The 22,824-nt window shown below is 71.8% G+C and carries 20 protein-coding genes and 2 pseudogenes; 20 read left to right on the top strand and 2 right to left on the bottom strand.

Going from position 1 to position 22,824, the window contains the following annotated elements; translation table 11 throughout:
- Positions 1-34 precede the first annotated feature (34 nt).
- Positions 35-907, top strand: coding sequence for a sulfurtransferase (locus ACFYPA_RS31680; protein WP_359085599.1), 873 nt, complete (start codon positions 35-37; stop codon positions 905-907).
- Positions 908-1,125: 218 nt separating this feature from the next.
- On the opposite strand, the gene ACFYPA_RS31685 is transcribed toward ACFYPA_RS31680, so the two are convergent.
- On the bottom strand, positions 1,126-2,928 hold the full coding sequence (locus tag ACFYPA_RS31685; RefSeq protein ID WP_359320727.1) for a glycoside hydrolase family 15 protein: 1,803 nt from the start codon (positions 2,926-2,928) through the stop codon (positions 1,126-1,128).
- Positions 2,929-3,332: 404 nt separating this feature from the next.
- Between ACFYPA_RS31685 and ACFYPA_RS31690 the strand changes: the two genes are divergently transcribed.
- The 15 genes and pseudogenes from ACFYPA_RS31690 to ACFYPA_RS31760 form a co-directional block, all read left to right on the top strand.
- Positions 3,333-4,994, top strand: coding sequence for a CTP synthase (locus ACFYPA_RS31690; protein WP_359085595.1), 1,662 nt, complete (start codon positions 3,333-3,335; stop codon positions 4,992-4,994).
- Positions 4,995-5,082: 88 nt separating this feature from the next.
- Entirely contained in the window at positions 5,083-5,709 is a 627-nt protein-coding gene (locus ACFYPA_RS31695) for an NUDIX domain-containing protein (protein WP_389135781.1), read from the top strand.
- A 203-nt stretch (positions 5,710-5,912) separates the two neighbouring features.
- The gene (locus tag ACFYPA_RS31700; RefSeq protein ID WP_389135784.1) at positions 5,913-7,976 is read left to right on the top strand and encodes a tetratricopeptide repeat protein; all 2,064 of its coding nucleotides are present in this window, start codon (positions 5,913-5,915) and stop codon (positions 7,974-7,976) included.
- A gap of 143 nt (positions 7,977-8,119) precedes the next feature.
- A complete protein-coding gene (ald, locus tag ACFYPA_RS31705) occupies positions 8,120-9,235 on the top strand; it encodes an alanine dehydrogenase (protein ID WP_359085616.1) in 1,116 nt (371 codons plus the stop codon).
- 367 nt (positions 9,236-9,602) lie between these two features.
- Positions 9,603-10,721: a ParA family protein gene (locus ACFYPA_RS31710; protein ID WP_323177982.1), complete on the top strand. Its 1,119-nt coding sequence runs from the start codon at positions 9,603-9,605 to the stop codon at positions 10,719-10,721.
- The gene (locus tag ACFYPA_RS31715; RefSeq protein ID WP_389135945.1) at positions 10,718-11,320 is read left to right on the top strand and encodes a hypothetical protein; all 603 of its coding nucleotides are present in this window, start codon (positions 10,718-10,720) and stop codon (positions 11,318-11,320) included. The genes ACFYPA_RS31710 and ACFYPA_RS31715 overlap by 4 nt, the downstream gene beginning before the upstream one ends.
- Positions 11,321-11,441: 121 nt before the next feature.
- Complete coding sequence (locus tag ACFYPA_RS31720; RefSeq protein WP_389135788.1) at positions 11,442-12,443, top strand: segregation and condensation protein A; 1,002 nt, start codon at positions 11,442-11,444, stop codon at positions 12,441-12,443.
- Positions 12,440-13,090 carry an SMC-Scp complex subunit ScpB gene (gene scpB / locus ACFYPA_RS31725; RefSeq protein ID WP_359320703.1) on the top strand — a complete coding sequence of 217 codons (651 nt, stop codon included), beginning with the start codon at positions 12,440-12,442 and terminating at the stop codon, positions 13,088-13,090. The genes ACFYPA_RS31720 and scpB overlap by 4 nt, the downstream gene beginning before the upstream one ends.
- The gene (locus ACFYPA_RS31730) at positions 13,090-14,343 is read left to right on the top strand and encodes a pseudouridine synthase (protein WP_389135792.1); all 1,254 of its coding nucleotides are present in this window, start codon (positions 13,090-13,092) and stop codon (positions 14,341-14,343) included. Before scpB ends, ACFYPA_RS31730 begins: the two co-directional genes overlap by 1 nt.
- A gap of 150 nt (positions 14,344-14,493) precedes the next feature.
- Positions 14,494-15,147 (top strand): nicotinamide riboside transporter PnuC, encoded by a 654-nt coding sequence (gene pnuC / locus ACFYPA_RS31735; protein WP_389135795.1) that lies wholly within the window; start codon positions 14,494-14,496, stop codon positions 15,145-15,147.
- Entirely contained in the window at positions 15,144-16,223 is a 1,080-nt protein-coding gene (locus ACFYPA_RS31740) for an AAA family ATPase (protein ID WP_359085588.1), read from the top strand. The genes pnuC and ACFYPA_RS31740 overlap by 4 nt, the downstream gene beginning before the upstream one ends.
- Complete coding sequence (locus ACFYPA_RS31745) at positions 16,220-16,954, top strand: NUDIX domain-containing protein (protein ID WP_359085587.1); 735 nt, start codon at positions 16,220-16,222, stop codon at positions 16,952-16,954. Before ACFYPA_RS31740 ends, ACFYPA_RS31745 begins: the two co-directional genes overlap by 4 nt.
- Positions 16,951-17,973 (top strand): ADP-ribosylglycohydrolase family protein, encoded by a 1,023-nt coding sequence (locus tag ACFYPA_RS31750; protein WP_389135799.1) that lies wholly within the window; start codon positions 16,951-16,953, stop codon positions 17,971-17,973. The genes ACFYPA_RS31745 and ACFYPA_RS31750 overlap by 4 nt, the downstream gene beginning before the upstream one ends.
- Before the next feature lie 2 nt (positions 17,974-17,975).
- Positions 17,976-18,245: pseudogene (locus ACFYPA_RS31755) on the top strand (DNA polymerase beta superfamily protein); the annotation flags it as partial.
- Between the two features lie 161 nt (positions 18,246-18,406).
- A pseudogene (locus ACFYPA_RS31760) lies at positions 18,407-18,952 on the top strand (DNA polymerase beta superfamily protein); the annotation flags it as partial.
- Here the strand turns inward: ACFYPA_RS31760 and ACFYPA_RS31765 are convergent.
- Positions 18,941-19,657, bottom strand: a complete 717-nt coding sequence (locus ACFYPA_RS31765; RefSeq protein ID WP_389135802.1) for a DNA polymerase beta superfamily protein — start codon at positions 19,655-19,657, stop codon at positions 18,941-18,943. The pseudogene ACFYPA_RS31760 and the gene ACFYPA_RS31765 overlap by 12 nt on opposite strands.
- A gap of 137 nt (positions 19,658-19,794) precedes the next feature.
- Between ACFYPA_RS31765 and aroH the strand changes: the two genes are divergently transcribed.
- From aroH to ACFYPA_RS31785, 4 genes are all read left to right on the top strand, one after another.
- Entirely contained in the window at positions 19,795-20,157 is a 363-nt protein-coding gene (gene aroH, locus ACFYPA_RS31770; protein WP_359085584.1) for a chorismate mutase, read from the top strand.
- Positions 20,154-21,239: a prephenate dehydrogenase gene (locus ACFYPA_RS31775; protein ID WP_389135805.1), complete on the top strand. Its 1,086-nt coding sequence runs from the start codon at positions 20,154-20,156 to the stop codon at positions 21,237-21,239. The genes aroH and ACFYPA_RS31775 overlap by 4 nt, the downstream gene beginning before the upstream one ends.
- A gap of 135 nt (positions 21,240-21,374) precedes the next feature.
- Positions 21,375-22,091 carry a (d)CMP kinase gene (gene cmk / locus ACFYPA_RS31780; RefSeq protein WP_389135808.1) on the top strand — a complete coding sequence of 239 codons (717 nt, stop codon included), beginning with the start codon at positions 21,375-21,377 and terminating at the stop codon, positions 22,089-22,091.
- The gene (locus ACFYPA_RS31785; protein WP_359085581.1) at positions 22,088-22,795 is read left to right on the top strand and encodes a lysophospholipid acyltransferase family protein; all 708 of its coding nucleotides are present in this window, start codon (positions 22,088-22,090) and stop codon (positions 22,793-22,795) included. Before cmk ends, ACFYPA_RS31785 begins: the two co-directional genes overlap by 4 nt.
- The last annotated feature ends 29 nt before the right edge of the window (positions 22,796-22,824 follow it).

Raw genomic sequence — 22,824 nt, forward strand, 5'->3', positions numbered from 1 at the left:
TTGAAAATCCTGTACCCGGACGAGTGGAGGAACCATGGGCGCCGACGCGCCGCCGTACGAGGAGCCCCTGTTCGGGCCGCTCGTCGACCCCGACTGGCTCGCCGGACGGCTCGGCTCGCCGGGGCTGCTGGTGCTTGACGCCTCCGTCGGTACGCACCGGGGCTCCCCGCGGCGGATCGTGGGGGCGCGGCCGTTCGACATCGACGGTGCGCTCTGCGACCCCACGGCTCCGCTGCCCCACACGATGCCCGATGCCGCCCGGTTCACACAGGAGCTGCGCTCCCTGGGCCTCCACGACGGCGACACGGTCGTGGTCTACGACGCCGTGGGCATCTACTCCAGCGCCCGCGCCTGGTGGATGCTCCGGGCGATGGGCTTCGACCGGGTCGCGGTGCTCGACGGGGGGCTGCCCGGATGGGCGGCCGCCGGTCTGCCGATGGAGAGCGGCGCGCCCGCGGCGCCCGCCGAGCGCGGCGACTTCACGGCCGTGCCGCGCGCGGGGATGTTCGTGGGGGCCGACGAGGTGGCGGCGGCCCTCGCCGACCCGGCGTCCGCCGTCTTCGACGCCCGGACCCGGGGACGCTTCGACGGTACGGCCCCCGAGCCGCGCGCGGGCCTGCGCGGCGGCCATATGCCCGGGGCGGTCAACCTGCCTTTCGGCGAGATCCAGCAGGAGGGCCGGATGCGCACCGGGGCGGAACTGCGGGCCGCTTTCACCGGTCCGGCGCAGGGCCGGGAAAGGCTGCTCTTCAGCTGCGGATCGGGTGTCACCGCCTGTGTGCTGACGCTGGGCGCCGCGCTGGCCGGGTACCGCGACCTGGCGGTGTACGACGGCTCCTGGAGCGAGTGGGGGCTGCCCTCGGAGGGCCGCCCGGTCGTGACGGGGCGGGAGACGGCGACCGGCTGAGACGCGGGGGCCGGCACGGGGCCTCATCGAGTCGGCGCGCATCGGTGGCGAGCGTGGGGTGGTGGCGAGCGCCGGGTGACCCGCGTACGGCCCGCGGCCGACCCGAGACGGCGGAGTGGGCCCCGTGCGGCGGGGCCCACTCAGCCGCCTCACCTACCGGACGTACCGGACGGGCGACGCCGCGGTGAGCCTTCCCCGGCCCACCGCGGCCCGGTCCGTCAGCCCACGTACGCCCCGCTCGCCGTCAGCCGCAGCGCCGTGTCGATCAGCGGCACATGGCTGAACGCCTGCGGGAAGTTGCCCACCTGGCGCTGCAGCCGCGCGTCCCACTCCTCGGCCAGCAGGCCCAGGTCGTTGCGCAGGGACAGCAGGCGCTCGAACAGCTGACGGGCCTCGTCGACCCGCCCGATCATCGCCAGGTCGTCCGCCAGCCAGAACGAGCACGCCAGGAACGCGCCCTCGTCGCCCTCCAGGCCGTCCACCCCCGCGTTGTCACCCGAGGTGGGATAGCGGAGCACGAAGCCGTCCTCGGTGGACAGCTCCCGCTGGATCGCCTCGATCGTGCCGATGACCCGCTTGTCGTCGGGCGGCAGGAACCCCATCTGCGGGATCAGCAGCAGGGAGGCGTCCAGTTCCTTCGACCCGTAGGACTGGGTGAAGGTGTTGCGCTCCGGGTCGTAGCCCCGGTCGCAGACGTCGCGGTGGATGTCGTCGCGCAGCTCGCGCCACTTCTCCAGCGGCCCGTCCGTGTCACCGGACTCGATCAGCTTGATCGTCCGGTCGACCGCCACCCAGGCCATCACCTTGGAGTGCACGAAGTGCCGGCGCGGACCGCGCACCTCCCAGATGCCCTCGTCCGGCTCGTCCCAGTGCTTCTCCAGGTACTCGATCAGCTTGAGCTGGAGACCGGTCGCGTAGTCGTTACGGGTCAGCCCCGTCATGTGCGCGAGGTGCAGGGCCTCGGTGACCTCGCCGTACACGTCCAGCTGGAGCTGGCCCGCTGCGCCGTTGCCGACCCGGACCGGGCCGGAGTTCTCGTAACCCGGCAGCCACTCCAGCTCGGCCTCGCCCAGCTCCCGCTCGCCCGCGATGCCGTACATGATCTGGAGGTTCTCGGGGTCGCCGGCGACCGCCCGCAGCAGCCACTCGCGCCAGGCGCGGGCCTCCTCCCGGTAGCCCGTGCGCAGCAGCGAGGAGAGGGTGATCGCGGCGTCGCGCAGCCAGGTGTAGCGGTAGTCCCAGTTGCGGGAGCCGCCGATGTCCTCCGGCAGGGAGGTGGTCGGCGCGGCGACGATGCCGCCGGTCGGCGCGTACGTCAGGGCCTTCAGGGTGATCAGCGAGCGGACCACGGCCTCGCGGTAGGGACCGTGGTACGTGCACTGCTCGACCCACTCGCGCCAGAAGTCCGCGGTGGCCTCAAGCGAGCCCTCCGGGTCGGGGAGCGCGGGCGGCTCGCGGTGCGAGGGCTGCCAGCTGATGGTGAACGCGATCCGGTCACCGGGGGCGACGGTGAAGTCGGAGTACGTCGTCAGGTTCTCGCCGTACGTCTCGGCAGGGGTGTCGTACCAGACCGAGTCGGGGCCCGCGACGGCGACCGTACGGCCGTCCACCTTGTGCACCCACGGGGTGACGCGCCCGTAGCTGAACCGCATCCGCAGCTCCGAGCGCATCGGCACCCGGCCGCTGATCCCCTCCACGATCCGGATCAGCTGGGGCGCGCCGTCGCGCGGCGGCATGAAATCGGTCACTCTGACCGTGCCGCGCGGCGTGTCCCATTCCGATTCCAGGATCAGTGAGTCCCCGCGATAGCGGCGACGGTCCGCCGGCGGCGGCTGTGCGCCCTCCGCGCGGGCCGGTCCCAGGCGCCAGAAGCCATGCTCCTCGGTGCCCAGCAGTCCCGCGAAGACGGCGTGTGAATCGAAGCGGGGCAGGCACAGCCAGTCGGCTGTGCCGTCCCGGCAGACCAGGGCGGCGGTCTGCATGTCTCCGATGAGTGCGTAATCCTCGATGCGCCCGGCCACGTGCATCTCCAGTCGAACGGCCATGTCGCCCCGTAGGGCGCTTACTGCGGGTCAAGAGGTCGTTGCTAGGGGTTGATGTGGGGGACCTGCGAGCTCTTACCTCGCCCGGAGCGAGTGTCCGAGCAGGATACGACGCACCCGGGTGATCCGCGCGACGCACTTGACAACCGAAGTGAGCCGAACGGGTGGGGTGTGAGAGACGTGCGGTGATCCCGTGACCTACATGTGCCGGGAGTGGCCGGAAGCAGGCTCTCTTCGTCGCTGTTACCCTGGTAGCCCGTGGACGGTGGTCGTCAGCGACAGCAGACGAGGCCCCCGAACCGCAGCGACGGCACCTCCGGATTCTCCGGACGGGTACGCCGGCACGCACCTCAGAATCGCGACCACGGGAGCCCCCTTTGGCTATGCAGCCCACATCCACGACGACCAAGCACATCTTCGTCACCGGGGGTGTCGCCTCTTCCCTCGGCAAGGGTCTGACTGCCTCCAGCCTCGGTGCCCTGCTCAAGGCGCGCGGCCTCCGGGTCACCATGCAGAAGCTCGACCCGTACCTGAACGTCGACCCGGGCACGATGAACCCGTTCCAGCACGGCGAGGTGTTCGTCACCAACGACGGCGCCGAGACCGACCTGGACATCGGCCACTACGAGCGCTTCCTCGACGTGGACCTCGACGGCTCCGCCAACGTCACCACCGGCCAGGTCTACTCGACGGTCATCGCCAAGGAGCGGCGCGGCGAGTACCTCGGTGACACCGTGCAGGTCATCCCGCACATCACCAACGAGATCAAGCACCGCATCCGCCGCATGGCCACCGACGACGTCGACGTCGTCATCACGGAGGTCGGCGGCACGGTCGGCGACATCGAGTCGCTGCCGTTCCTGGAGACCGTCCGCCAGGTCCGCCACGAGGTCGGCCGGGACAACGTCTTCGTCGTGCACATCTCGCTGCTGCCCTACATCGGCCCGTCCGGCGAGCTGAAGACCAAGCCCACCCAGCACTCGGTCGCGGCCCTGCGCAACATCGGTATCCAGCCGGACGCCATCGTGCTCCGCGCCGACCGCGAGGTGCCGACCGCCATCAAGCGCAAGATCTCGCTGATGTGCGACGTCGACGAGGCCGCCGTGGTGGCCTGCCCCGACGCGAAGTCGATCTACGACATCCCGAAGGTGCTGCACTCCGAGGGTCTGGACGCCTACGTCGTGCGCAAGCTCGACCTGCCGTTCCGCGACGTCGACTGGACCACCTGGGGCGACCTGCTGGACCGCGTCCACAACCCCGACCACGAGGTCACCGTCGCGCTGGTCGGCAAGTACATCGACCTGCCCGACGCCTACCTCTCGGTCACCGAGGCCATCCGGGCCGGCGGCTTCGCCAACAAGGCCCGCGTCAAGGTCAAGTGGGTCGCCTCCGACGACTGCAAGACCCCGGCCGGAGCCAAGAAGCAGCTCGGCGACGTGGACGCCGTCTGCATCCCCGGCGGCTTCGGCGAGCGCGGTGTCATCGGCAAGGTCGGCGCCATCCAGTACGCCCGCGAGAACAAGGTGCCGCTGCTCGGCCTGTGCCTGGGCCTGCAGTGCATCGTGATCGAGGCGGCGCGCAACCTCGCCGAGATCCCCGACGCCAACTCCACCGAGTTCGACGCCGCCACCTCCCACCCCGTCATCTCGACGATGGAGGAGCAGCTGGCGTACGTCGAGGGCGCGGGCGACCTGGGCGGCACCATGCGCCTCGGTCTGTACCCGGCCAAGCTCGCCGAGGGCTCGCTGGTCCGTGAGGCGTACGACGGCCAGCCGTACGTGGACGAGCGCCACCGTCACCGCTACGAGGTCAACAACTCCTACCGCGCCGAGCTGGAGAAGAAGGCCGGTCTGGTCTTCTCCGGCACCTCGCCGGACAACAAGCTCGTCGAGTACGTCGAGTACCCGCGCGAGGTCCACCCCTACCTGGTCGCCACGCAGGCGCACCCGGAGCTCCGCTCCCGCCCGACCCGCCCGCACCCGCTCTTCGCGGGCCTGGTGAAGGCGGCCGTCGCACGCAAGACGGGCGCCGAGCCGGTCAAGTAACGGCATCCCCGCAGGCGTTACGGTTGACCGGGGTACGCATCCTTCGAGGACGCGTACCCCGGTCACTGTTTTTTGTGGGAGGACGTAGATGGGTTTCCAGGACACGCCCGAGGAATGGCCGGTCACCGCGACCGAGACTCCGTTCCGGGGCAAAAAGACCAGCGTCCGCACCGACGACGTGGAGATGCCCGACGGCACGGTCGCGCGCCGCGACTACCAGGTCCACCCCGGCTCGGTCGCCGTGCTCGCGCTGGACGACGAGAACCGCGTCCTCGTGCTGCGCCAGTACCGCCACCCGGTGCGCCACAAGCTGTGGGAGATTCCGGCCGGGCTCCTCGACGTCCCCGGCGAGAACCCGCTGCACGCCGCTCAGCGCGAGCTCTACGAGGAGGCGTACGTCAAGGCCGAGGACTGGCGGGTGCTGACCGACCTCTACACCTCGCCCGGCGGCTCCGACGAAGCCGTACGGATCTTCCTCGCCAGGAACATCTCCGAAGCGGACGGCGAGCGCTTCGCCGTCTCCGAGGAGGAGGCCGACATGGAGCTGGCCCGGGTGCCGCTCCAGGAGCTCGTGCGGGGTGCCCTCGCCGGGGACCTGCACAACAGCTGCCTGGTGGTGGGGGTGCTCTCGCTCGCGACGGTGCTCGCGGGTGACGGGACCGACTCGCTGCGGGCCGCCGAGGCGCCCTGGCCCGCCCGGCCGTTCGAGGCCTGACGGCTCGTCGGAGTCTCGGGGGAGCCGCTCGCCCGGTCCCGTGCCGACACTCGCCCAGGTCCCCCGATCGGACAAAATGCTGATCCGATCGGGGGACCTCCCCGTCGCGCTCCACCCGGTTCGCCCACCCGCCTGAACTACGCTCTGAATGCCCTGACCGGAGTCCCGGAGGGCGACGCGTGCAGCGAAGTGGAGCGTGGCCCGTGACGGATCAGGCGGTGGACACCAGCGGCCCGGCCGAGGCAGCGGGGACCGAGGAGCCGGCCACCGTCGAACCACCCCGATTCTTCGGCCGTGAGCGCGAGTTGAAGGAACTCCGGGCCGATATCGAACGGGCCGGACTGGACACCATGGCCGGTCGCGGGAGCGGCCGGGCCCGGGTCCTGCTGATCGCCGGACGCCCCGGTTCCGGTCGCAGCGCACTGGCCCGGGAGCTCGCCCGCCGACTGCTCGCCGAGGGCGGCTACCCGGACGGACAGGTCCGCGTCCGGCTCACCGAAGCGGGCGGCACGCCCGTCCCCGCCGAACGCGCCGCGCGCGAACTCCTGCGCGGTCTCGGCGTGAGCGGACCACCCGGCGCGGACGCGGACGAACTGTCCGAGATGGTCCGCGAGGCGCTCGCCGTACGCAGCGTCCTGCTCCTGCTCGACGACGCGCTCGACGCCGAACAGGTCGACCCGCTGCTGCCGGACAACCCGGACTGCCTCGTCATCGCCACCGCGCAGGGACCGCTGACCGGCATCCCCGGCGTCCGGCCGTGCACCATCGGGGGCCTGGAGGCGGGCTCCGCCGTCGAACTGCTCGCCCGGGCGATCGGCGACGTCAGGATCACCGTCGACCCGCTGACGGCCGAGGCGCTGGCGGAGGAGTGCGGTGGACAGCCCGCCGCACTGGTCATGATCGGTGGCTGGCTGGCCACCCGTCCGACGGCCTCGGTCGCCGATGTCACCAAGCAACTGCGGGAGCTGCCGGACGACACCGGCCAGTCCACCGGCGCCCGCCCGCTGGCCCGCGCCTTCCGGCTGGTCCATGACTCCCTGCCGCAGACCGCCGCCCGGATACTGCGTCTGCTCTCCCTCGCCCCGGCCGGGCTCGCCGACGCCCACACCGCCTCGGCCCTCGCCGGCTGTTCCGTCTCGGCCGCCCGGACCACCCTCGACGACTTCGTGCGGCTGGGACTGCTGCGCGGCGACGGGGCCGAGCAGCCGCAGTACGAGGTGCCCGGCTGCCTCGCGGCGCTGCTGCGGGCGCTGCTGGAGGACCGGGACCGCCCGGCCGAGATCCAGCTTGCCCGGGCCCGGATGCTGGAGCGCACCGTGCGCCTGCTCCAGTCCTGCCGGGCGGTCACCGAACCGGAGGGCTCCCCGGCCCGGCGCAAGCTCGCCGGGCTGCCGCGCTCCTTGCGGTTCCCCGGCCCCGAGGCGGCCGCCGCCTGGCTGCGGATGCGCAGGCCCGCCCTGGTCGCCTCCGCCCGGATCGCCGTCGAGGACGGTGAACTCGACACCCTGGCGAGGAGGCTGGTGGCCGCCCTGGTGCGGGCGCTGGCCGCGCACGAGGGAACCGAGGCCGCCGCCCCCGAGCTCTACGGACTGCACGCCCTGGTGCTGGCCGTCGCGGAGCGGCGCGATCTGCCCCGGGAGCGGGCGGCCGCGCTCCTGAACCTCGCCGATCTGGACGCGGGTACCGGCCGGACCCGGGAGGCGCTCGCGCGCTACCGGGCCGCACTGGACGCCGGACGGGCCGCGAAGGATCCCTACGCCACCGGTCGCGCGATGGAATCCGTAGGGGGCGCCTATGCGGAGCTGGGCGACTTCCACCGGGCCTCCGACTGGTACGGACGGGCGCTCGCCCAGCGGCTCACCCAGGGCGAGCGGGCCGACGAGGCACGGCTCTACGGACGGCTCGGGACCGTCCACACGTATGCCGGCCGGTACGGCGAGGCGCTGCGGAACTGGCGGGCCGCGGCCGCCGCCCACCGCCGGCTCGGCGATCTGCCCGCCCAGGCGCGGGCGCTCAGCGAGGTCGCCCGGGTCCAGGAGTACGCGGGCCGTCCGCACGAGTCGCTGCAGACGTGCCGCGAGGCCGTGGAGTGGGCGCGCCGGGCCAAGGACGTACGGCTGCAGGCCGCGCTGGAGCTCCGGCTGGCCGACACCCTCGACCGCCTCGGAGACCCCGCAGCCGCCGGGCTGCACAGGGGCGCGGCTGAGAGATTGCTGGGCGAGGAGGGTGCAGCCTACGAAATCCGTAGTGCGGCGACAGAAAATTAATGCTTTGTAAGGCTAGACAGCGAGAAGCCCTTCATTAAACTGGCTCTGCCGCGGGTGTTCGCGGTGTCTCCATTTACGCTGCGTCTATGCGGGTATGTACAGCTATGCCCGGATAACCCTCTGAGCCAAGGACCGTGATCGACGTGAAGGTCGGCATCCCCCGCGAAGTCAAGAACAACGAGTTCCGCGTGGCGATCACGCCTGCCGGTGTGCACGAGCTCGTCCGCCACGGCCACCAGGTCGTCGTCGAGGAGAACGCCGGGGCCGGCTCCTCCATCACGGACGCGGAGTACGTCGCGGCCGGGGCGCAGATCCTGCCCACCGCCGACGAGGTCTGGGCCACCGCGGACCTGCTGCTGAAGGTCAAGGAGCCGGTCGCCGAGGAGTACCACCGCCTCCGCAAGGGCCAGACCCTCTTCACGTACCTGCACCTCGCCGCCTCCCGCGCGTGCACCGACGCGCTGCTGGAGTCCGGCACCACCGCCATCGCCTACGAGACCGTCGAGACCGCGAACCGCGCGCTGCCGCTGCTCGCCCCGATGTCCGAGGTCGCGGGCCGGCTGGCCCCGCAGGTCGGCGCCTACCACCTCATGCGTTCGGTGGGCGGCCGCGGTGTGCTGCCCGGCGGCGTCCCGGGTACGGCGGCCGGCAAGGCCGTCGTCATCGGCGGCGGCGTCTCCGGCTGGAACGCCACGCAGATCGCCGTCGGTCTGGGCTTCCACGTCACGCTGCTCGACAGGGACATCAACAAGCTCCGCGAGGCCGACAAGATCTTCGGCACCAAGGTGCAGACCGTCGTCTCCAACGCCTTCGAGCTGGAGAAGGCCGTCGTCGAGGCCGACCTCGTCGTCGGTGCCGTCCTGATCCCCGGCGCGAAGGCCCCGAAGCTGGTCACCAACGAGCTCGTCGCCAAGATGAAGCCCGGAAGTGTACTTGTCGACATTGCAATTGATCAGGGTGGTTGCTTCGAGGACTCGCACCCGACGACGCACGCCGAGCCGACCTTCATGGTTCACGGCTCGGTCTTCTACTGCGTCGCGAACATGCCGGGCGCCGTCCCCAACACCTCTACGTACGCCCTCACCAACGCGACGCTGCCCTACATCGTGGAGCTCGCGAACCGTGGCTGGGTCGAGGCGCTGCGTCGTGACACAGCGCTCGCCAAGGGCCTCAACACCCATGACGGGCAGGTCGTTTACCGTGAGGTGGCCGAGGCGCACGGCCTTGACCACGTCGAACTGAGCACGCTCCTCGGCTGACGGTCAACGTCTCCCGTCAACCTCGTGCGTCCGGCCGGACCTTGCCGAGCAAGGTCCGGCCGGACGTGTGCGGGGCCTCCTGGAAGCCCCGCGCAACTCGCCTCGAACGTAACCCTTCAACCGATTCGTGCCCCCGCGGAAAGTGCTCCCGGGGGGCTGCGCGCCCTTGACAGAGGGGCGTTCGATTGCCGACACAACGGGCCGGGTCCGGCGGATTGTGTTGCTGCGGAGCGGTGACACGCCATAGAGTCGCCAATCGTCGGCATGGTGCCACGCTGACCTATCGATAAGTTTCCTGGTCACGTCCAAGGAGGTAAGACGACTTGTGAATGAGTCGACATTTACTCCCGGGGGTGTTCATCCAGGGATGCCGGCGCGGGGCCAGAGCCCGAACGGGCTGGAGGCTGTCGGCTCCGTCGCTGTCCGCACCTTCGCCACCCACCAGCACATGACGACAGCCCCCCAGATGATGGACGGCCTACACGTGAACGCCATGGCCGGCAACGAGAGTGGCCGGGACACCGCCCACTTCGCCGACTTCGACGAAGCGCCCCAGGGGCACTTCTACGACCCAGACGCCGAGTACGAGCCCGATCCGGAGTACGCGGCCACCCTCGCGCCCGACGCCGCCCGGCAACGCCGTGAGCGGATCGGCCCGACCGGCCGGCCCCTGCCCTACTTCCCGATCCCGGGCCCGTTGACCGATCACGGTCCCGCGAAGATCATCGCGATGTGCAACCAGAAGGGCGGCGTCGGCAAGACCACGTCGACCATCAACCTGGGTGCCGCGCTCGCGGAGTACGGCCGGCGCGTCCTGCTCGTCGACTTCGACCCGCAGGGAGCCCTGTCGGTCGGCCTCGGCGTCAACCCCATGGAGCTCGACCTCACGGTCTACAACCTGCTCATGGAGCGGGGCATGGCGGCCGACGAGGTCCTCCTGAAGACCGCCGTGCCCAACATGGACCTGCTGCCGAGCAACATCGACCTGTCGGCCGCCGAGGTCCAGCTGGTCAGCGAGGTGGCCCGCGAGTCCACGCTCCAGCGCGCCCTGAAGCCGCTGATGGCCGACTACGACTACATCGTGATCGACTGTCAGCCCTCACTCGGCCTGCTCACCGTGAACGCGCTGACCGCCGCGCACAAGGTGATAGTCCCGCTCGAGTGCGAGTTCTTCGCGCTGCGTGGTGTGGCACTGCTCACCGAGACCATCGAGAAGGTCCAGGAGCGGCTGAACCCGGAGCTGGAGCTCGACGGCATCCTCGCCACCATGTACGACTCCCGTACGGTGCACAGCCGTGAGGTCCTCGCGCGCGTCGTCGAGGCCTTCGACGACCACGTCTACCACACGGTCATCGGGCGCACGGTCCGCTTCCCGGAGACCACGGTCGCCGGTGAGCCCATCACGACGTACGCCTCCAACTCGGTCGGTGCCGCCGCCTATCGCCAGCTCGCCAGGGAGGTGCTCGCCCGGTGTCACGCCGAGTGAGTCTGCCCGGGGCCGACGAACTGTTCCGTACCACCGGGGGGATGGGGCTGCAGTCCTCGTCCCCCGCGGAGCGACGGCGCAAGGCGAACGGCGAGGCCCGGGTACCGGCTCCGGCCGGCGAAGGGGATGCCGGTGCCGACGCGCCGGGGGAGGGCCCCGAGGCCTCCGCACCCGCAGCCCCCTCCTCGCGGGAGGAGCACTCCGCGGCGGGCACCGACCCCGGCGTCGGCGACTCGCGCAGCCGCGGCGGCGAGAACGACCGTGTCGCGGTGGCCGCGCAGGCCGGGCGCCGTCCGCAGCCGCCGTCCTCGCAGGAACCGGTTCCCGCCCCCGTCGTCCAGCAGCAGCGCAGACGCGGCGGTGGACGCGGTGCGAACCGGCGGCCCAGCGGCCGGGAGCGCCACGACGAGAAGATCACGGTCTACGTCTCCGCCGAGGAGCTGATGGACCTCGAACACGCGCGGCTCGTGCTGCGCGGCGAGCACGGCCTGGCCGTCGACCGCGGACGGATCGTCCGTGAGGCCGTCGCCGTGGTCCTCGCGGACCTGGAGTCACGCGGCGACGCGAGCATCCTCGTACGGCGGCTGCGCGGCCGCTGAGCGGTGCGGCGCCGGTAGCCTGCCCGGAGGGCGGCCGCGGGCCGAGCGGTGCGGCCCGTCCCGTCCTGTACGGGCCGCCGCCCGCCGGCGCTGTCCACGTACCGTCGCACCCTGGAACTCCATGCCGACACCCGACCAGCCCGCCCGTACCTCCCGCCGCCCCCTGGGCCGCGGGCCGGGCGGCGGACCCGTGCCCGGGGACGGGCCGGGCGCGGACGGTCCTCCCCCGGATCCGGTGGTGGACGAGGCCCCGGCAGCCGGGCCCGTCGCCTCGGATCCCGCCCCCGTCCCCGCTGCCGCCCCCGACGACGGGCGTTTCACCGTCCGGCTGGCGAACTTCGAGGGGCCGTTCGATCTCCTGCTCCAGCTCATCTCCAAGCACAAGCTGGATGTGACCGAGGTCGCACTGTCCAAGGTCACCGACGAGTTCATGGTCCACATCCGGGCCATGGGGCCGGACTGGGACCTCGACCAGACCACCGAGTTCCTGGTCGTCGCCGCGACGCTCCTCGATCTGAAGGCCGCCCGGCTGCTGCCCGCCGCCGAGGTGGAGGACGAGGGCGATCTGGCGCTCCTGGAGGCCAGGGACCTGCTGTTCGCGCGGCTGCTGCAGTACCGCGCGTACAAGCGCATCGCCGAGATCTTCAGCGCCCGCCTCGAATCCGAGGGCCTGCGCTACCCCCGTACCGTCGGGCTGGAGGCGCACCACGCCGAACTGCTGCCCGACGTCGTGATCAGCATCGGGGCCGAGGGCTTCGCCCGGCTCGCCGTGAAGGCGATGCAGCCGAAACCCAGGCCGCAGGTCTACATCGACCACATCCACGCCCCGCTGGTCAGCGTGCGCGAGCAGGCCGGGATCGTGATGGACCGGGTGCGGGAGGTGGGGGAGCTCAGCTTCCGGGTGCTGACCGAGGACGCCCCGGACACGCTCACCGTCGTCGCCCGCTTCCTCGCGCTGCTGGAGCTCTACCGGGAGAAGGCCGTGGCGCTGGACCAGGACGAGGCGCTGGGGGAGCTCATGGTGCGCTGGGTGGGGGAGCAGGGGGCCGAACCCGTGGTGACGGACGAGTTCGACCAGGAGGCACCGGACGTGCGGGACGAGCGGCAGGATGTGAAGGCATGAGTGAGCAGGACGTCACAGCCACCGCCGTCGTGGCGGACCTCGACCTGAAGCCCGCCCTGGAGGCTGTCCTGATGGTCGTGGACGAGCCCGCGACCGAGGAGCACCTGGCCAAGGTGCTGGAGCGGCCCCGACGGGCCGTGGCCGACGCGCTGCGGGAACTGGCCGACGAGTACACCGTCCAGCGCCGCGGTTTCGACCTCAGGCTGGTCGCGGGCGGCTGGCGCTTCTACACGCGCCCGGAGTACGCGCCGGCGGTCGAGGGCTTCGTCCTGGACGGCCAGCACGCCCGTCTGACGCAGGCGGCGCTGGAGACCCTCGCGGTCGTCGCGTACCGGCAGCCGGTGAGCCGGTCGAGGGTCTCCGCGGTGCGAGGAGTGAACTGTGACGGTGTCATGCGGACCCTGCTCCAGAGGGGTCTGGTAGAGGAAGCGGGCGCGGAACCCGAAACAGGTGCGATCCTGTACAGGACGACGAACTACTTTCTGGAGCGGATGGGCCTGCGTGGCCTGGATGAGCTCCCGGAGCTCGCGCCCTTCCTCCCCGAGGCGGACGCGATCGAGGCTGAGACGCTAGAGGGTGTGCCGTCGTTCGATCCGGACGCACCGGACACCCCGGATACTCACGCAGACGACAAGACGGACTTTTGATGCGAAGCAGTGGCAGGAACAGCGGCAGCAGCGGCAGCAGCAGCGGCGGCGGCGGCAGGAACAGCGGCAGCAGCGGCGGCAGCGGCAGGAACAGCGGCAGCGGCGGCGGCAGGAGCGGCGGCGCGGGCGGCAGGAGCAGCGCCGGCGGCGGCAGGAGCGGCGGCGCCAGGAACAACACCGGCACCGGCAGGAACAGCAACCCCAACCCGCGGGTCTCCGGCTCCGAGCGCGACGACCAGCAGGACCAGCGTCCCCGCCGTCCCCGTCCCGAGGAGCGGCGCTACGACGTGGGCAACGACAAGCCCGGCGGCGACGGCGGCACCCGCAAGGGCCGCGGCGCCTCGGCCCGCGGTGGCGCCAAGGGCGGCCCCAAGGCCGCGACGAGCGGTTCCCGGAGCAGCGGCCGGCGTGCCCCGTACGGTGCTCCGGCACGCCCCCGCGAGCTCGAGGCCAAGATCGAGCAGCGCAACCGTGACAGGTACGCGGACAAGCCCGAGATCAAGACGCCCAAGACCCACCCCGGCGCCGAGCAGGAGGGCGAGCGGCTGCAGAAGGTCCTCGCCCGGGCCGGCATGGGCTCGCGCCGCGCGTGCGAGGAGCTCATCGAGCAGTCCCGCGTCGAGGTGAACGGCGAGATCGTCGTCGAGCAGGGCAAGCGCGTCGACGTGCACCACGACGAGATCAAGGTCGACGGTCTGACCGTCGCCACCCAGTCGTACCTCTTCTTCGCGCTGAACAAGCCGGCCGGCGTCGTCTCCTCGATGGAGGACCCGGACGGCCGTCAGTGCCTCGGTGACTACGTCACCAACCGTGAGACGCGTCTCTTCCACGTCGGGCGGCTGGACACCGAGACGGAGGGCATCATCATGCTCACCAACCACGGTGAGCTGGCCCATCGCCTGACCCACCCGAAGTACGGCGTGAAGAAGACCTACCTCGCCGCCATCCAGGGCCCGCTCCCGCGTGACCTGGGCAAGCGGCTCAAGGACGGCATCCAGCTGGAGGACGGGTACGCCCGCGCCGACCACTTCCGCGTCGTCGAGAACACCGGCAAGAACTACCTCGTCGAGGTGACCCTCCACGAGGGCCGCAAGCACATCGTCCGCCGGATGCTGGCCGAGGCGGGCTTCCCCGTCGAGCGGCTGGTGCGGACGTCCTTCGGGCCGATCCCGCTGGGCGACCAGAAGTCGGGCTGGCTGCGCCGGCTCACCAACACCGAAGTGGGCATGCTCATGCGCGAGGTCGGTCTGTAGACCACCCGCGGGTCCGCGGGTTCCGCGGACCGCACCGCTCACGGCCCGCGGCCGGTTCCTGAATTTCGATTTTCGAACAGGAACCGGCCGCGGGCCTTTTGCTGCCCCCGTTCTGCCTTTATAGTCAGAGTGACCATTAAGGAGGCGGGCGTGAGTCTCGCGGATGTACTCGATCCCCTGCGGCAACCCCTGGTGACGGTTCTGGACACCCCGGTCAGCTGGACCGAGGTGCTGGGCTTCGGCAGCGGCGCGCTGTGCGTCTGGCTCGTGGCCCGCCAGCACCTCGCCAACTGGCCGATCGGCATCACCAACAACGTCTTCTTCATCCTGCTGTTCGCCCAGTCCGGTCTCTACGCGGACGCGGGCCTCCAGATCGTCTTCATCGCCCTTGCCACGTACGGCTGGTGGACCTGGACCCACGGGGGTGGACCAGGGACGGACGGCCTGCCGGTGCGGCGCACGACCCGCACCGAGTGGACCTGGCTGCTCGTGGCAGGGGCGGTGGGGACCCTCGCGCTGACCGTCCTGCTCGACCGGGCCACCGACTCGACGGTGCCCTTCTGGGACGCCCTGACCACCGCCCTGTCGCTCGCGGCGACGTACGGGCAGTGCAGGAAGCTGGTCGAGTCGTGGTGGCTGTGGATCGCCGCCGACGTGGTCTACATCCCGCTGTACGCGTACAAGGAGCTCTATCTGACCTCGCTGCTGTACGTGGGCTTCCTGGCGCTGTGCCTGATCGGCCTGCGCAACTGGAGGCGGGACCTCACCGTCCGCACCACGGAGCCCGTGGAGGCCCTGGCATGAAGCGTTTCGCGCACGGTCTCGTGCTCGGGAAGTTCTACCCGCCGCACGCCGGCCACCACCACCTCGTCCGCACCGCCCGGGACCGCTGCGAGCGGCTCACCGTGCTGGTCTGCGCCGCCTCGGTGGAATCCGTCTCCCTCGCCCACCGGGTCGCCTGGATGCGCGAGGTGCATCCGGACGTGACGGTGGTGGGCGCCGTCGACGACACCCGGATGGATCTCCAGGACCCGGCGATCTGGGACGCCCACATGGCCGTCTTCACCGGGGCCGTGCCCGAGCCCGTGGACGCCGTCTTCACCTCGGAGTCGTACGGGGACGAACTGGCCCGCCGCTTCGGCGCCGAGTCCGTCTGCGTGGACCCCGGCCGTACCGTCTTCCCGGTCTCCGGCACCGCCGTCCGCGCGGACCCGGCCGGCTGCTGGGACTTCCTCGAACCTCCGGTCCGGGCGGCGCTCACCCGCCGGGTCGTCGTCCTCGGCGCGGAGTCCACCGGCACCACCACCCTGGCCCGCGACCTCGCCGCGCACTACCGGCAGCGCGGCGGCGTCTGGGCGCACACCGGCTACGTGGCCGAGTACGGACGCGAGTTCAGTGAGCGGAAGCTCGCCGCGCTGCGCAGCCGCTGGCCCGAGGCCCAGTGGGAGGACGTCTCCTTCACCACCCACGACTTCCCCCTCATCGCCGAGACCCAGAACGCCCGCGAGGAGGCCGCGGCCCGCACGGGCTCCCCGCTGCTGATCTGCGACACGGACTCCTTCGCCACGACCGTGTGGCACGAGCGGTACGTCGGTGGCCGCAACCCCCTCGTCGAGCGGACCGCCGACCGGGTTTCGCATCACCTGTGGCTGCTCACCGACCACGAGGGCGTCGCCTTCGAGGACGACGGACTGCGCGACGGAGAGGAGCTGAGACCCTGGATGACCGACCGCTTCCGGGCCGAACTCACCCGTACCGGAAGGACGTTCACCGAGATCACCGGCAGCCGGCCCCAACGGCTGGCCGCCGCCGTCGCGGCCGTCGACGCCCTGCTCGCCGACGGCTGGCACTTCGCCGCGCCCCTCCCGGAGCGACGATGAACGCCGCCGCACCCGAGGGCTACGACCCGCACGCCTTCGAGCCGTTCGCCGTCACCGTCGACCTCGCGGTCTTCACCGTCCGCGAGTCCCGGCTGCACGTCCTGCTCGTCGAACGCGGCGAGGAACCCTACAAGGGCCACTGGGCGCTGCCCGGCGGCTTCGTGCTGCCCCGGGAGTCCGCCGGGACCGCGGCCCGCAGGGAACTGGCCGAGGAGACGGGGCTGACCGAGGACACCGTCCCGTCGCTCCACCTGGAGCAACTGCGCACCTACAGCGACCCGGACCGCGACCCGAGGATGCGAGTCGTCTCCGTCGCCTACGCGGCACTCGTCCCCGACCTGCCCGAACCGCGCGGCGGCGGCGACGCGGCCGGTGCCCGGTGGTGGGACGCCGGACAGCTCGGCACGCTCGCCTTCGACCACGACCGCATCCTCGCCGACGCCCGCGCCAGGATCGGCGCCAAACTCGAGTACACCTGCCTGGCCACCGCGTTCTGCCCGCCCGAATTCACCCTGGGGGAGCTCCAGCAGGTGTACGAGACGGTCTGGGGCGTCGAGCTGGACCGGCCCAACTTCCGGCGCAAGGTCCTCACCACACCCGGCTTCGTCCAGGCCGTGGAGGGACCACCGCGCCGCACCGGCGGACGGGGAAAGCCGGCCGCCCTCCACCGGGCGGGTGCCGCCACCGCCCTGCACCCCCCACTGCTGCGACCGGAAGGAAGAAGCACGTGATCGTGACCAGGACCCTCACCAAACAGGCCGCCACCGGCGCGCTGACCGGGCTCGCGCTCGGCGACGCGCTGGGCTTCCCGACCGAGTTCAACAACGTCCCGTCGATCCTCGCCAAGTGCGGGCCGTGGCGCCAGATGCGGCTGCCGAAGCCGGCGATCGTCACCGACGACACCCAGATGACCCTGGCCCTCGGGCGCGGAATCCGCACCGCCATGGACCGCGGACTGCTCACCCCGCCGCGCCTCGCGCGACCGGTGCGCGACGAGTTCGTCGACTGGTACCACTCGCCCGACAACAACCGCGCCCCCGGCCGCACCTGCATGACCGCCTGCCGGATGCTCGACAGCGACCGGCTCTGGCAGGAGGCCAGCCAGACCGGTTCCAAGGGGTGCGGCGCCAACATGCGCGTCGCCCCCGTCGGACTCGTCCCCGGCCTGAGCGAGGAGCAGCGCGCCGGCGCCGCCCAGCTCCAGGCCGCCCTCACCCACGGACACCCGACCGCTCTGGCCGCGTCCGACCTGACGGCCCGCGCGGTCCACCTGCTGGCGCAGGGCGCGGAGCCGATGGGCCTGATCGGACAGCTGCGCAGCTACGCGTACGAGAACAGCAACCGCTACCTCACCCGCTGGCTCGGCGACCTCTGGCGGCACGCGGGCGACTCCTCCCCGGAGACGTACATCCAGCGCGGCTGGGACGAGTGCCTCACCGCCCTGGCCCGGGTCCAGGCCGCCCTGCGCCACCCGTCCCCGGAGACCGACCCCTGCGAGACCACCGGCGACGGCTGGATCGCCGAGGAGGCCCTCGCCACCGCCCTGCACTGCTTCCTGCTCTTCCCCGACGAACCCGTCACCGCCCTGCGCCGGGCCGCCTGCACCCGGGGCGACTCGGACTCCCTCGGCTGCCTGACCGGCGCGCTGGCCGGGGCGCACCTGGGCTCGGCGGCCTGGCCCAAGGAATGGTCGGAGCGGATCGAGTACCGGAGCGACCTCCTGTCACTGGGGGCGCTCTGGGACGCTTGAGCATGCGTACACACACCACACTCCTCCGGGAGGGCGGACTGCCGGTCACCGATCTCGCCCCCGTCATCGCCGGGGAACGTCACCCGCTGCTGTTCGCCACGGTCTCCGGGGCGCATCTGTACGGGTTCCCCTCCCGGGACTCGGATGTGGACCTGCGGGGGGTCCACGTCCTGCCCGCGGAGGACCTCGTCGGACTCCGGGAGCCCGAGGAGACCCGCTCACGCATGTGGGACGACGACGGGATGGAGATGGACCTGGTCACCCACGACCTGCCTCGGACCGACCGGCAATTGGGGGGCGGCGTCGCGGGGCTGGGTGTGCACACCTGCGGCGTTGTCGTCAATCATCAACGCTCCGCGTTGCCTCAATCCTCCGCCTTGCAGCTGCACGCACCCAGCCCCACTCCTTCACCCACCCCCCAATTGCCGGTCGGTCCAAATTCGTCCGGCTCATGCTGAAGCCGAACGGGTACGTCCTGGAGCAGCTGCTCTCGCCCCTGGTCGTGCACACGACGGCCCTGCACGCGGAACTGGTGGCGCTCGCGCCCGGCGTCCTCACCCGCAACCATGCCCACCACTACCGCGGATTCGCCCACACCCAGTGGCGGCTCTTCGAGAGGACCGGCGAGCTGAAGCCGCTTCTCTACACCTTCCGGGCGCTGCTCACCGGCATCCACCTGATGCGCAGGGGCGAGGTGCTGGCGCATCTGCCGACGCTGCTCGCCCTGGTGTCCGCGCCCTCCTACCTCCCCGGGCTCATCACGACCAAGGCCGCGGCCGAACACGGGGGAGCGGAGGGGGTGGACCGGGCGGCAGTGCTCCGGGACATCGAGACGCTGCACCGGACGCTCGACGTCGCCGAGGCGGACTCGGTGCTCCCGGACGGGGCGAGCGGCTTCGACGCACTGCACGAACTGGTGGTACGGGCGCGCCTCGCCCCGGCCTCGGCCGGCTGGGCCGCCCCCGCCTCAGCCGGCTGAACCCGCCGCCCCGGCCGCCAGGGCCGACGCCCGTCGGGCGCGGATCAGGAAGTCCTCGACCCGCGCCCGGTCCGGCTGGGCCGGCAGGGGTGAGACGGCGGCGGCGTCGTCGTTCTCCTCGGCCAGTCCCGCCATCCGCCGCTCGACCTCCGGCCAGGCCACCTCGCCCCGCTTGACCGCCAGCAGTTCGTCCCGGGCCGCGCCCACGTCGATCGTGAGCTCTCCCGTACGCAGCAGGTCACGGCAGCTCGCCAGCAGCCGCAGCAGATGCATCGCGTGCTTCCAGCGCGGCGCCCCGTACTGACGGATGTCCGCCTCCAGCTTCCGCCGCTGCCCCAGCGCGTACCGTACGAAAGTCTGATGGGCCTGCCGGGACAGGAACGCCCCGCGCAGCGACAGCAGTTCCCGGCCCGTCGCGTCGATCCGCTCCACCAGGGGCGAGTGCAGGCACTCCAGCACATTGGGGTTGGCCCGCAGCGCCAGTTCGCAGAACCGCTCCAGCTCCCAGGAGAACTGCTCCTCGGCCGGTCCGTCCACGTGCGTCGGAGGCTTGTCGAACCGCCAGAACAGCGGGGTCGGGGCGAGGAACACCCCGCGCCGGTCGGTGTCGCTGCCGTCCGTGGCGAGCCCGAAGGCGCGCGAGCCCATCACGCAGGAGTAGACCGTGTGGTCGCGGACCAGGGCCTCGTCGCCGGGGGAGATCATGCGGGGAGGGTACGCGTCCTGCCCGGGCCCGCGTCGCCGCCGCGTCTCACGGACAGGGCACCCGGGCGCGGGACGGCACCGCCCCTCTAGGCTGAAACGCAAGCGCAGACGCGACAGGCACAGGCAAGGAGCACGACGTGGCGGTACGAGCGGTCCGCGGAGCCGTCCAGCTGGAGCGGGACGAGGCCGGGCACATGGACGAGCAGGTCAGCGCCCTGCTCACGGCCGTCCTGGAGCGCAACAGCCTGGTCGCGGACGATCTGATCAGCATCTGGTTCACGGCCACCCCCGATCTGCACTGCGACTTCCCGGCCGCCGCGGCGCGCGGCATCGGCATCGTCGACGTACCGCTGATCTGCGCCCAGGAGCTGGACATCAACGGCGCCATGCCCCGGGTGGTCCGGGTCCTCGCCCATGTCGAGACGTATCTCGCGAAGGCCGAGATCGCCCACGTCTACCTCGGCGCCACCGCCGCCCTCCGCAAGGACATCGCCCAGTGAGAACCGCCGTCGTCATCGGAACGGGCCTCGTCGGCACTTCCGCCGCCCTCGCCCTCGCCGGGCGCGGCATCAAGGTGCACCTCGTCGACCACGACCCGGAGTCGGCCCGTACGGCGGCCGCCCTGGGAGCCGGTACGGACGAGCCGCCCGAGGGCCGAGTCGACCTGGCGGTCGTCGCCGTGCCGCCGGCCCACACCGCGACCGTGCTCGCCACCGCGATGAGCACCGGTGTCGCCCGCGGCTACCTCGACGTCGCGAGCGTCAAGGGCGGACCGCGCCGCGAGCTGGAAGCGCTCGGCATCGACCTCACGCCCTACATCGGCACGCATCCCATGGCCGGCAAGGAGCGCTCGGGCCCGCTCGCCGCCACCGCCGACCTGTTCGAGGGCCGCCCCTGGGTCCTCACGCCCACCCGGGACACCGGCACCGAGGTCCTCAACCTCGCGCTGGAGCTGGTCGCGCTCTGCCGCGCGGTCCCGGTCGTCATGGACGCCGACGCCCACGACCGGGCCGTCGCCCTCGTCTCCCACACCCCGCAGCTGATCTCGTCGATGGTCGCCGCCCGCCTGGAGGAGGCCGACGAGACCGCCGTGCGCCTGTGCGGCCAGGGGATCAGGGACGTCACCAGGATCGCGGCCTCCGACCCCCGGATGTGGGTGGAGATCCTGTCCGCCAACCCCGGCCCCGTCGCCGACGTCCTCGCCGGCGTCGCCGCGGACCTGGAGGAGACCGTACGGGCACTGCGCGGGCTCCAGTCCGCCGACGAGGACAAACGGCGGGAGGGCACCGAAGGCATCCAGGACGTCCTGCGCCGCGGCAACGCCGGCCGGGTCAGGGTGCCGGGGAAGCACGGCGCCGCCCCCGCCTCGTACGAGGTCGTGGCCGTCCTCATCAGCGACCGACCCGGCGAGCTGGCCGGGATCTTCGCGGACGCGGGCCGGGCCGGGGTCAACGTCGAGGACGTACGGATCGAGCACGCCACCGGGCAGCAGGCGGGCCTCGTCCAGCTCATGGTCGAACCGAGCGCGGCCCCCGCGCTGAGCGCGGCCCTGCGCGAGCGGGGCTGGTCGATCCGGCCATGACCCCCGCTCCGGCCCTTGGGACACCGGGCCGGGAGGCACTTGTCCACAGGGGTGGTCGGGCCCGTCCCGACACTCGGTAACCTTGTGCGGGGCGGGTTCACGCGTCCCGTCCCGCCCGCCCCGTGTACCAGGAAGGTGTCCACCACCGTGGAAACCGTAAGCGCCGCCGCCCGGACCGCCCCGGCCGCAGTGATCGTCGCCATCGACGGCCCCTCCGGCACCGGCAAGTCCAGCACGTCCAAGGCCGTCGCCGCCCAGCTCGGCCTGAGCTACCTGGACACCGGTGCCCAGTACCGGGCGATCACCTGGTGGATGCTGAACAACGGGATCGACGTGCACGACGCGATGGAGGTGGCGACCGCGGCCGCCAAGCCGGTCATCGTCTCCGGCACCGACCCCATGGGCCCGACGATCACGGTCGACGGCGAGGACGCCTCCGGCCCGATCCGTACCCAGGAGGTCACCTCCAAGGTCAGCGCCGTCAGCGCCGTCCCCGAGGTGCGCACCCGGATCACCGAGCTGCAGCGCACCATCGCCGCCGGAGCGGAGAGGGGCATCGTGGTCGAGGGCCGCGACATCGGCACGACCGTGCTGCCCGACGCCGACATCAAGATCTTCCTGACCGCCTCGCCCGAGGCCCGTGCGGCCCGCCGCAGCGGCGAGGTCAAGGGCTCCGATCTCGCCGCCACCAAGGAGGCGCTGATCAAGCGGGACGCCGCAGACTCCGGCCGCAAGACCTCGCCGCTCGCCAAGGCGGACGACGCGGTCGAGGTGGACACCACCGAGCTGACCCTCCAGCAGGTCATCGAGTGCGTCGTCACCCTCGTCGGGGAGAAGCAGGCCGCGAAGTGACACCTGCCACGGGCGCGCCCACGCTGCGCGGAGCGGCGGTCGGACGCGGCATCGGGATCGGGCTGATGTACGGGCTCTTCAAGCCCCGCGTCCTCGGCGCGTGGCGGGTTCCCGCCTCCGGACCCGTCATACTCGCGGTGAACCACTCGCACAACGTCGACGGGCCGATGCTGATGGGCACCGCGCCCCGGCCCGTCCACTTCCTGATCAAGAAAGAGGCGTTCGTCGGCCCCCTGGACCCGTTCCTGCGCGGAATCGGTCAGCTGAAGGTGGACCGTACGACCGTCGACCGCACCGCCATCACCCACGCCCTCGGCGTGCTGGAGGACGGCGGGGTGCTCGGGATCTTCCCCGAGGGCACCAGGGGCGAAGGAGACTTCGCCTCGCTGCGCGCCGGACTCGCGTACTTCGCGGTGCGCAGCGGGGCGCCGATCGTGCCCGTGGCCGTACTGGGAAGCACTGAGCGCCGCGGACGGTTGATATCAGCACTGCCGCCGTTGCGCAGCCGCGTCGATGTCGTCTTCGGCGAAGCGTTCGACGCGCAAGAGGGCGTGCGAAGCTCGTACACGGGTGGTGGCGGGCGACGGGCGGGCGGCAGCGGCAGACGGACGCGCAAGGCGCTCGACGAGGCGACGGTGCGCATCCAGGGACGGCTGACCGGCCACCTGGAGCAGGCCAGGCGCCTCACCGGGCGCACGGGATAAGACGTGAGTAGTGGACGGCGCGTGCTGCG

This window comes from Streptomyces sp. NPDC005775 (assembly GCF_042871565.1).
Lineage (GTDB): Bacteria > Actinomycetota > Actinomycetes > Streptomycetales > Streptomycetaceae > Streptomyces.

Excerpts from the sequence above, each read along its gene's own strand:
- ACFYPA_RS31680 (WP_359085599.1), top strand. The coding sequence starts at position 35 with ATGGGCGCCGACGCGCCGCCGTACGAGGAGCCCCTGTTCGGGCCGCTC.
- ACFYPA_RS31690 (WP_359085595.1), top strand. The coding sequence starts at position 3,333 with ATGCAGCCCACATCCACGACGACCAAGCACATCTTCGTCACCGGGGGT.
- ACFYPA_RS31695 (WP_389135781.1), top strand. The coding sequence starts at position 5,083 with ATGGGTTTCCAGGACACGCCCGAGGAATGGCCGGTCACCGCGACCGAG.
- ACFYPA_RS31710 (WP_323177982.1), top strand. The coding sequence starts at position 9,603 with ATGCCGGCGCGGGGCCAGAGCCCGAACGGGCTGGAGGCTGTCGGCTCC.
- ACFYPA_RS31720 (WP_389135788.1), top strand. The coding sequence starts at position 11,442 with ATGCCGACACCCGACCAGCCCGCCCGTACCTCCCGCCGCCCCCTGGGC.
- scpB (WP_359320703.1), top strand. The coding sequence starts at position 12,440 with ATGAGTGAGCAGGACGTCACAGCCACCGCCGTCGTGGCGGACCTCGAC.
- ACFYPA_RS31730 (WP_389135792.1), top strand. The coding sequence starts at position 13,090 with ATGCGAAGCAGTGGCAGGAACAGCGGCAGCAGCGGCAGCAGCAGCGGC.
- ACFYPA_RS31740 (WP_359085588.1), top strand. The coding sequence starts at position 15,144 with ATGAAGCGTTTCGCGCACGGTCTCGTGCTCGGGAAGTTCTACCCGCCG.
- ACFYPA_RS31745 (WP_359085587.1), top strand. The coding sequence starts at position 16,220 with ATGAACGCCGCCGCACCCGAGGGCTACGACCCGCACGCCTTCGAGCCG.
- ACFYPA_RS31765 (WP_389135802.1), bottom strand. The coding sequence starts at position 19,657 with ATGATCTCCCCCGGCGACGAGGCCCTGGTCCGCGACCACACGGTCTAC.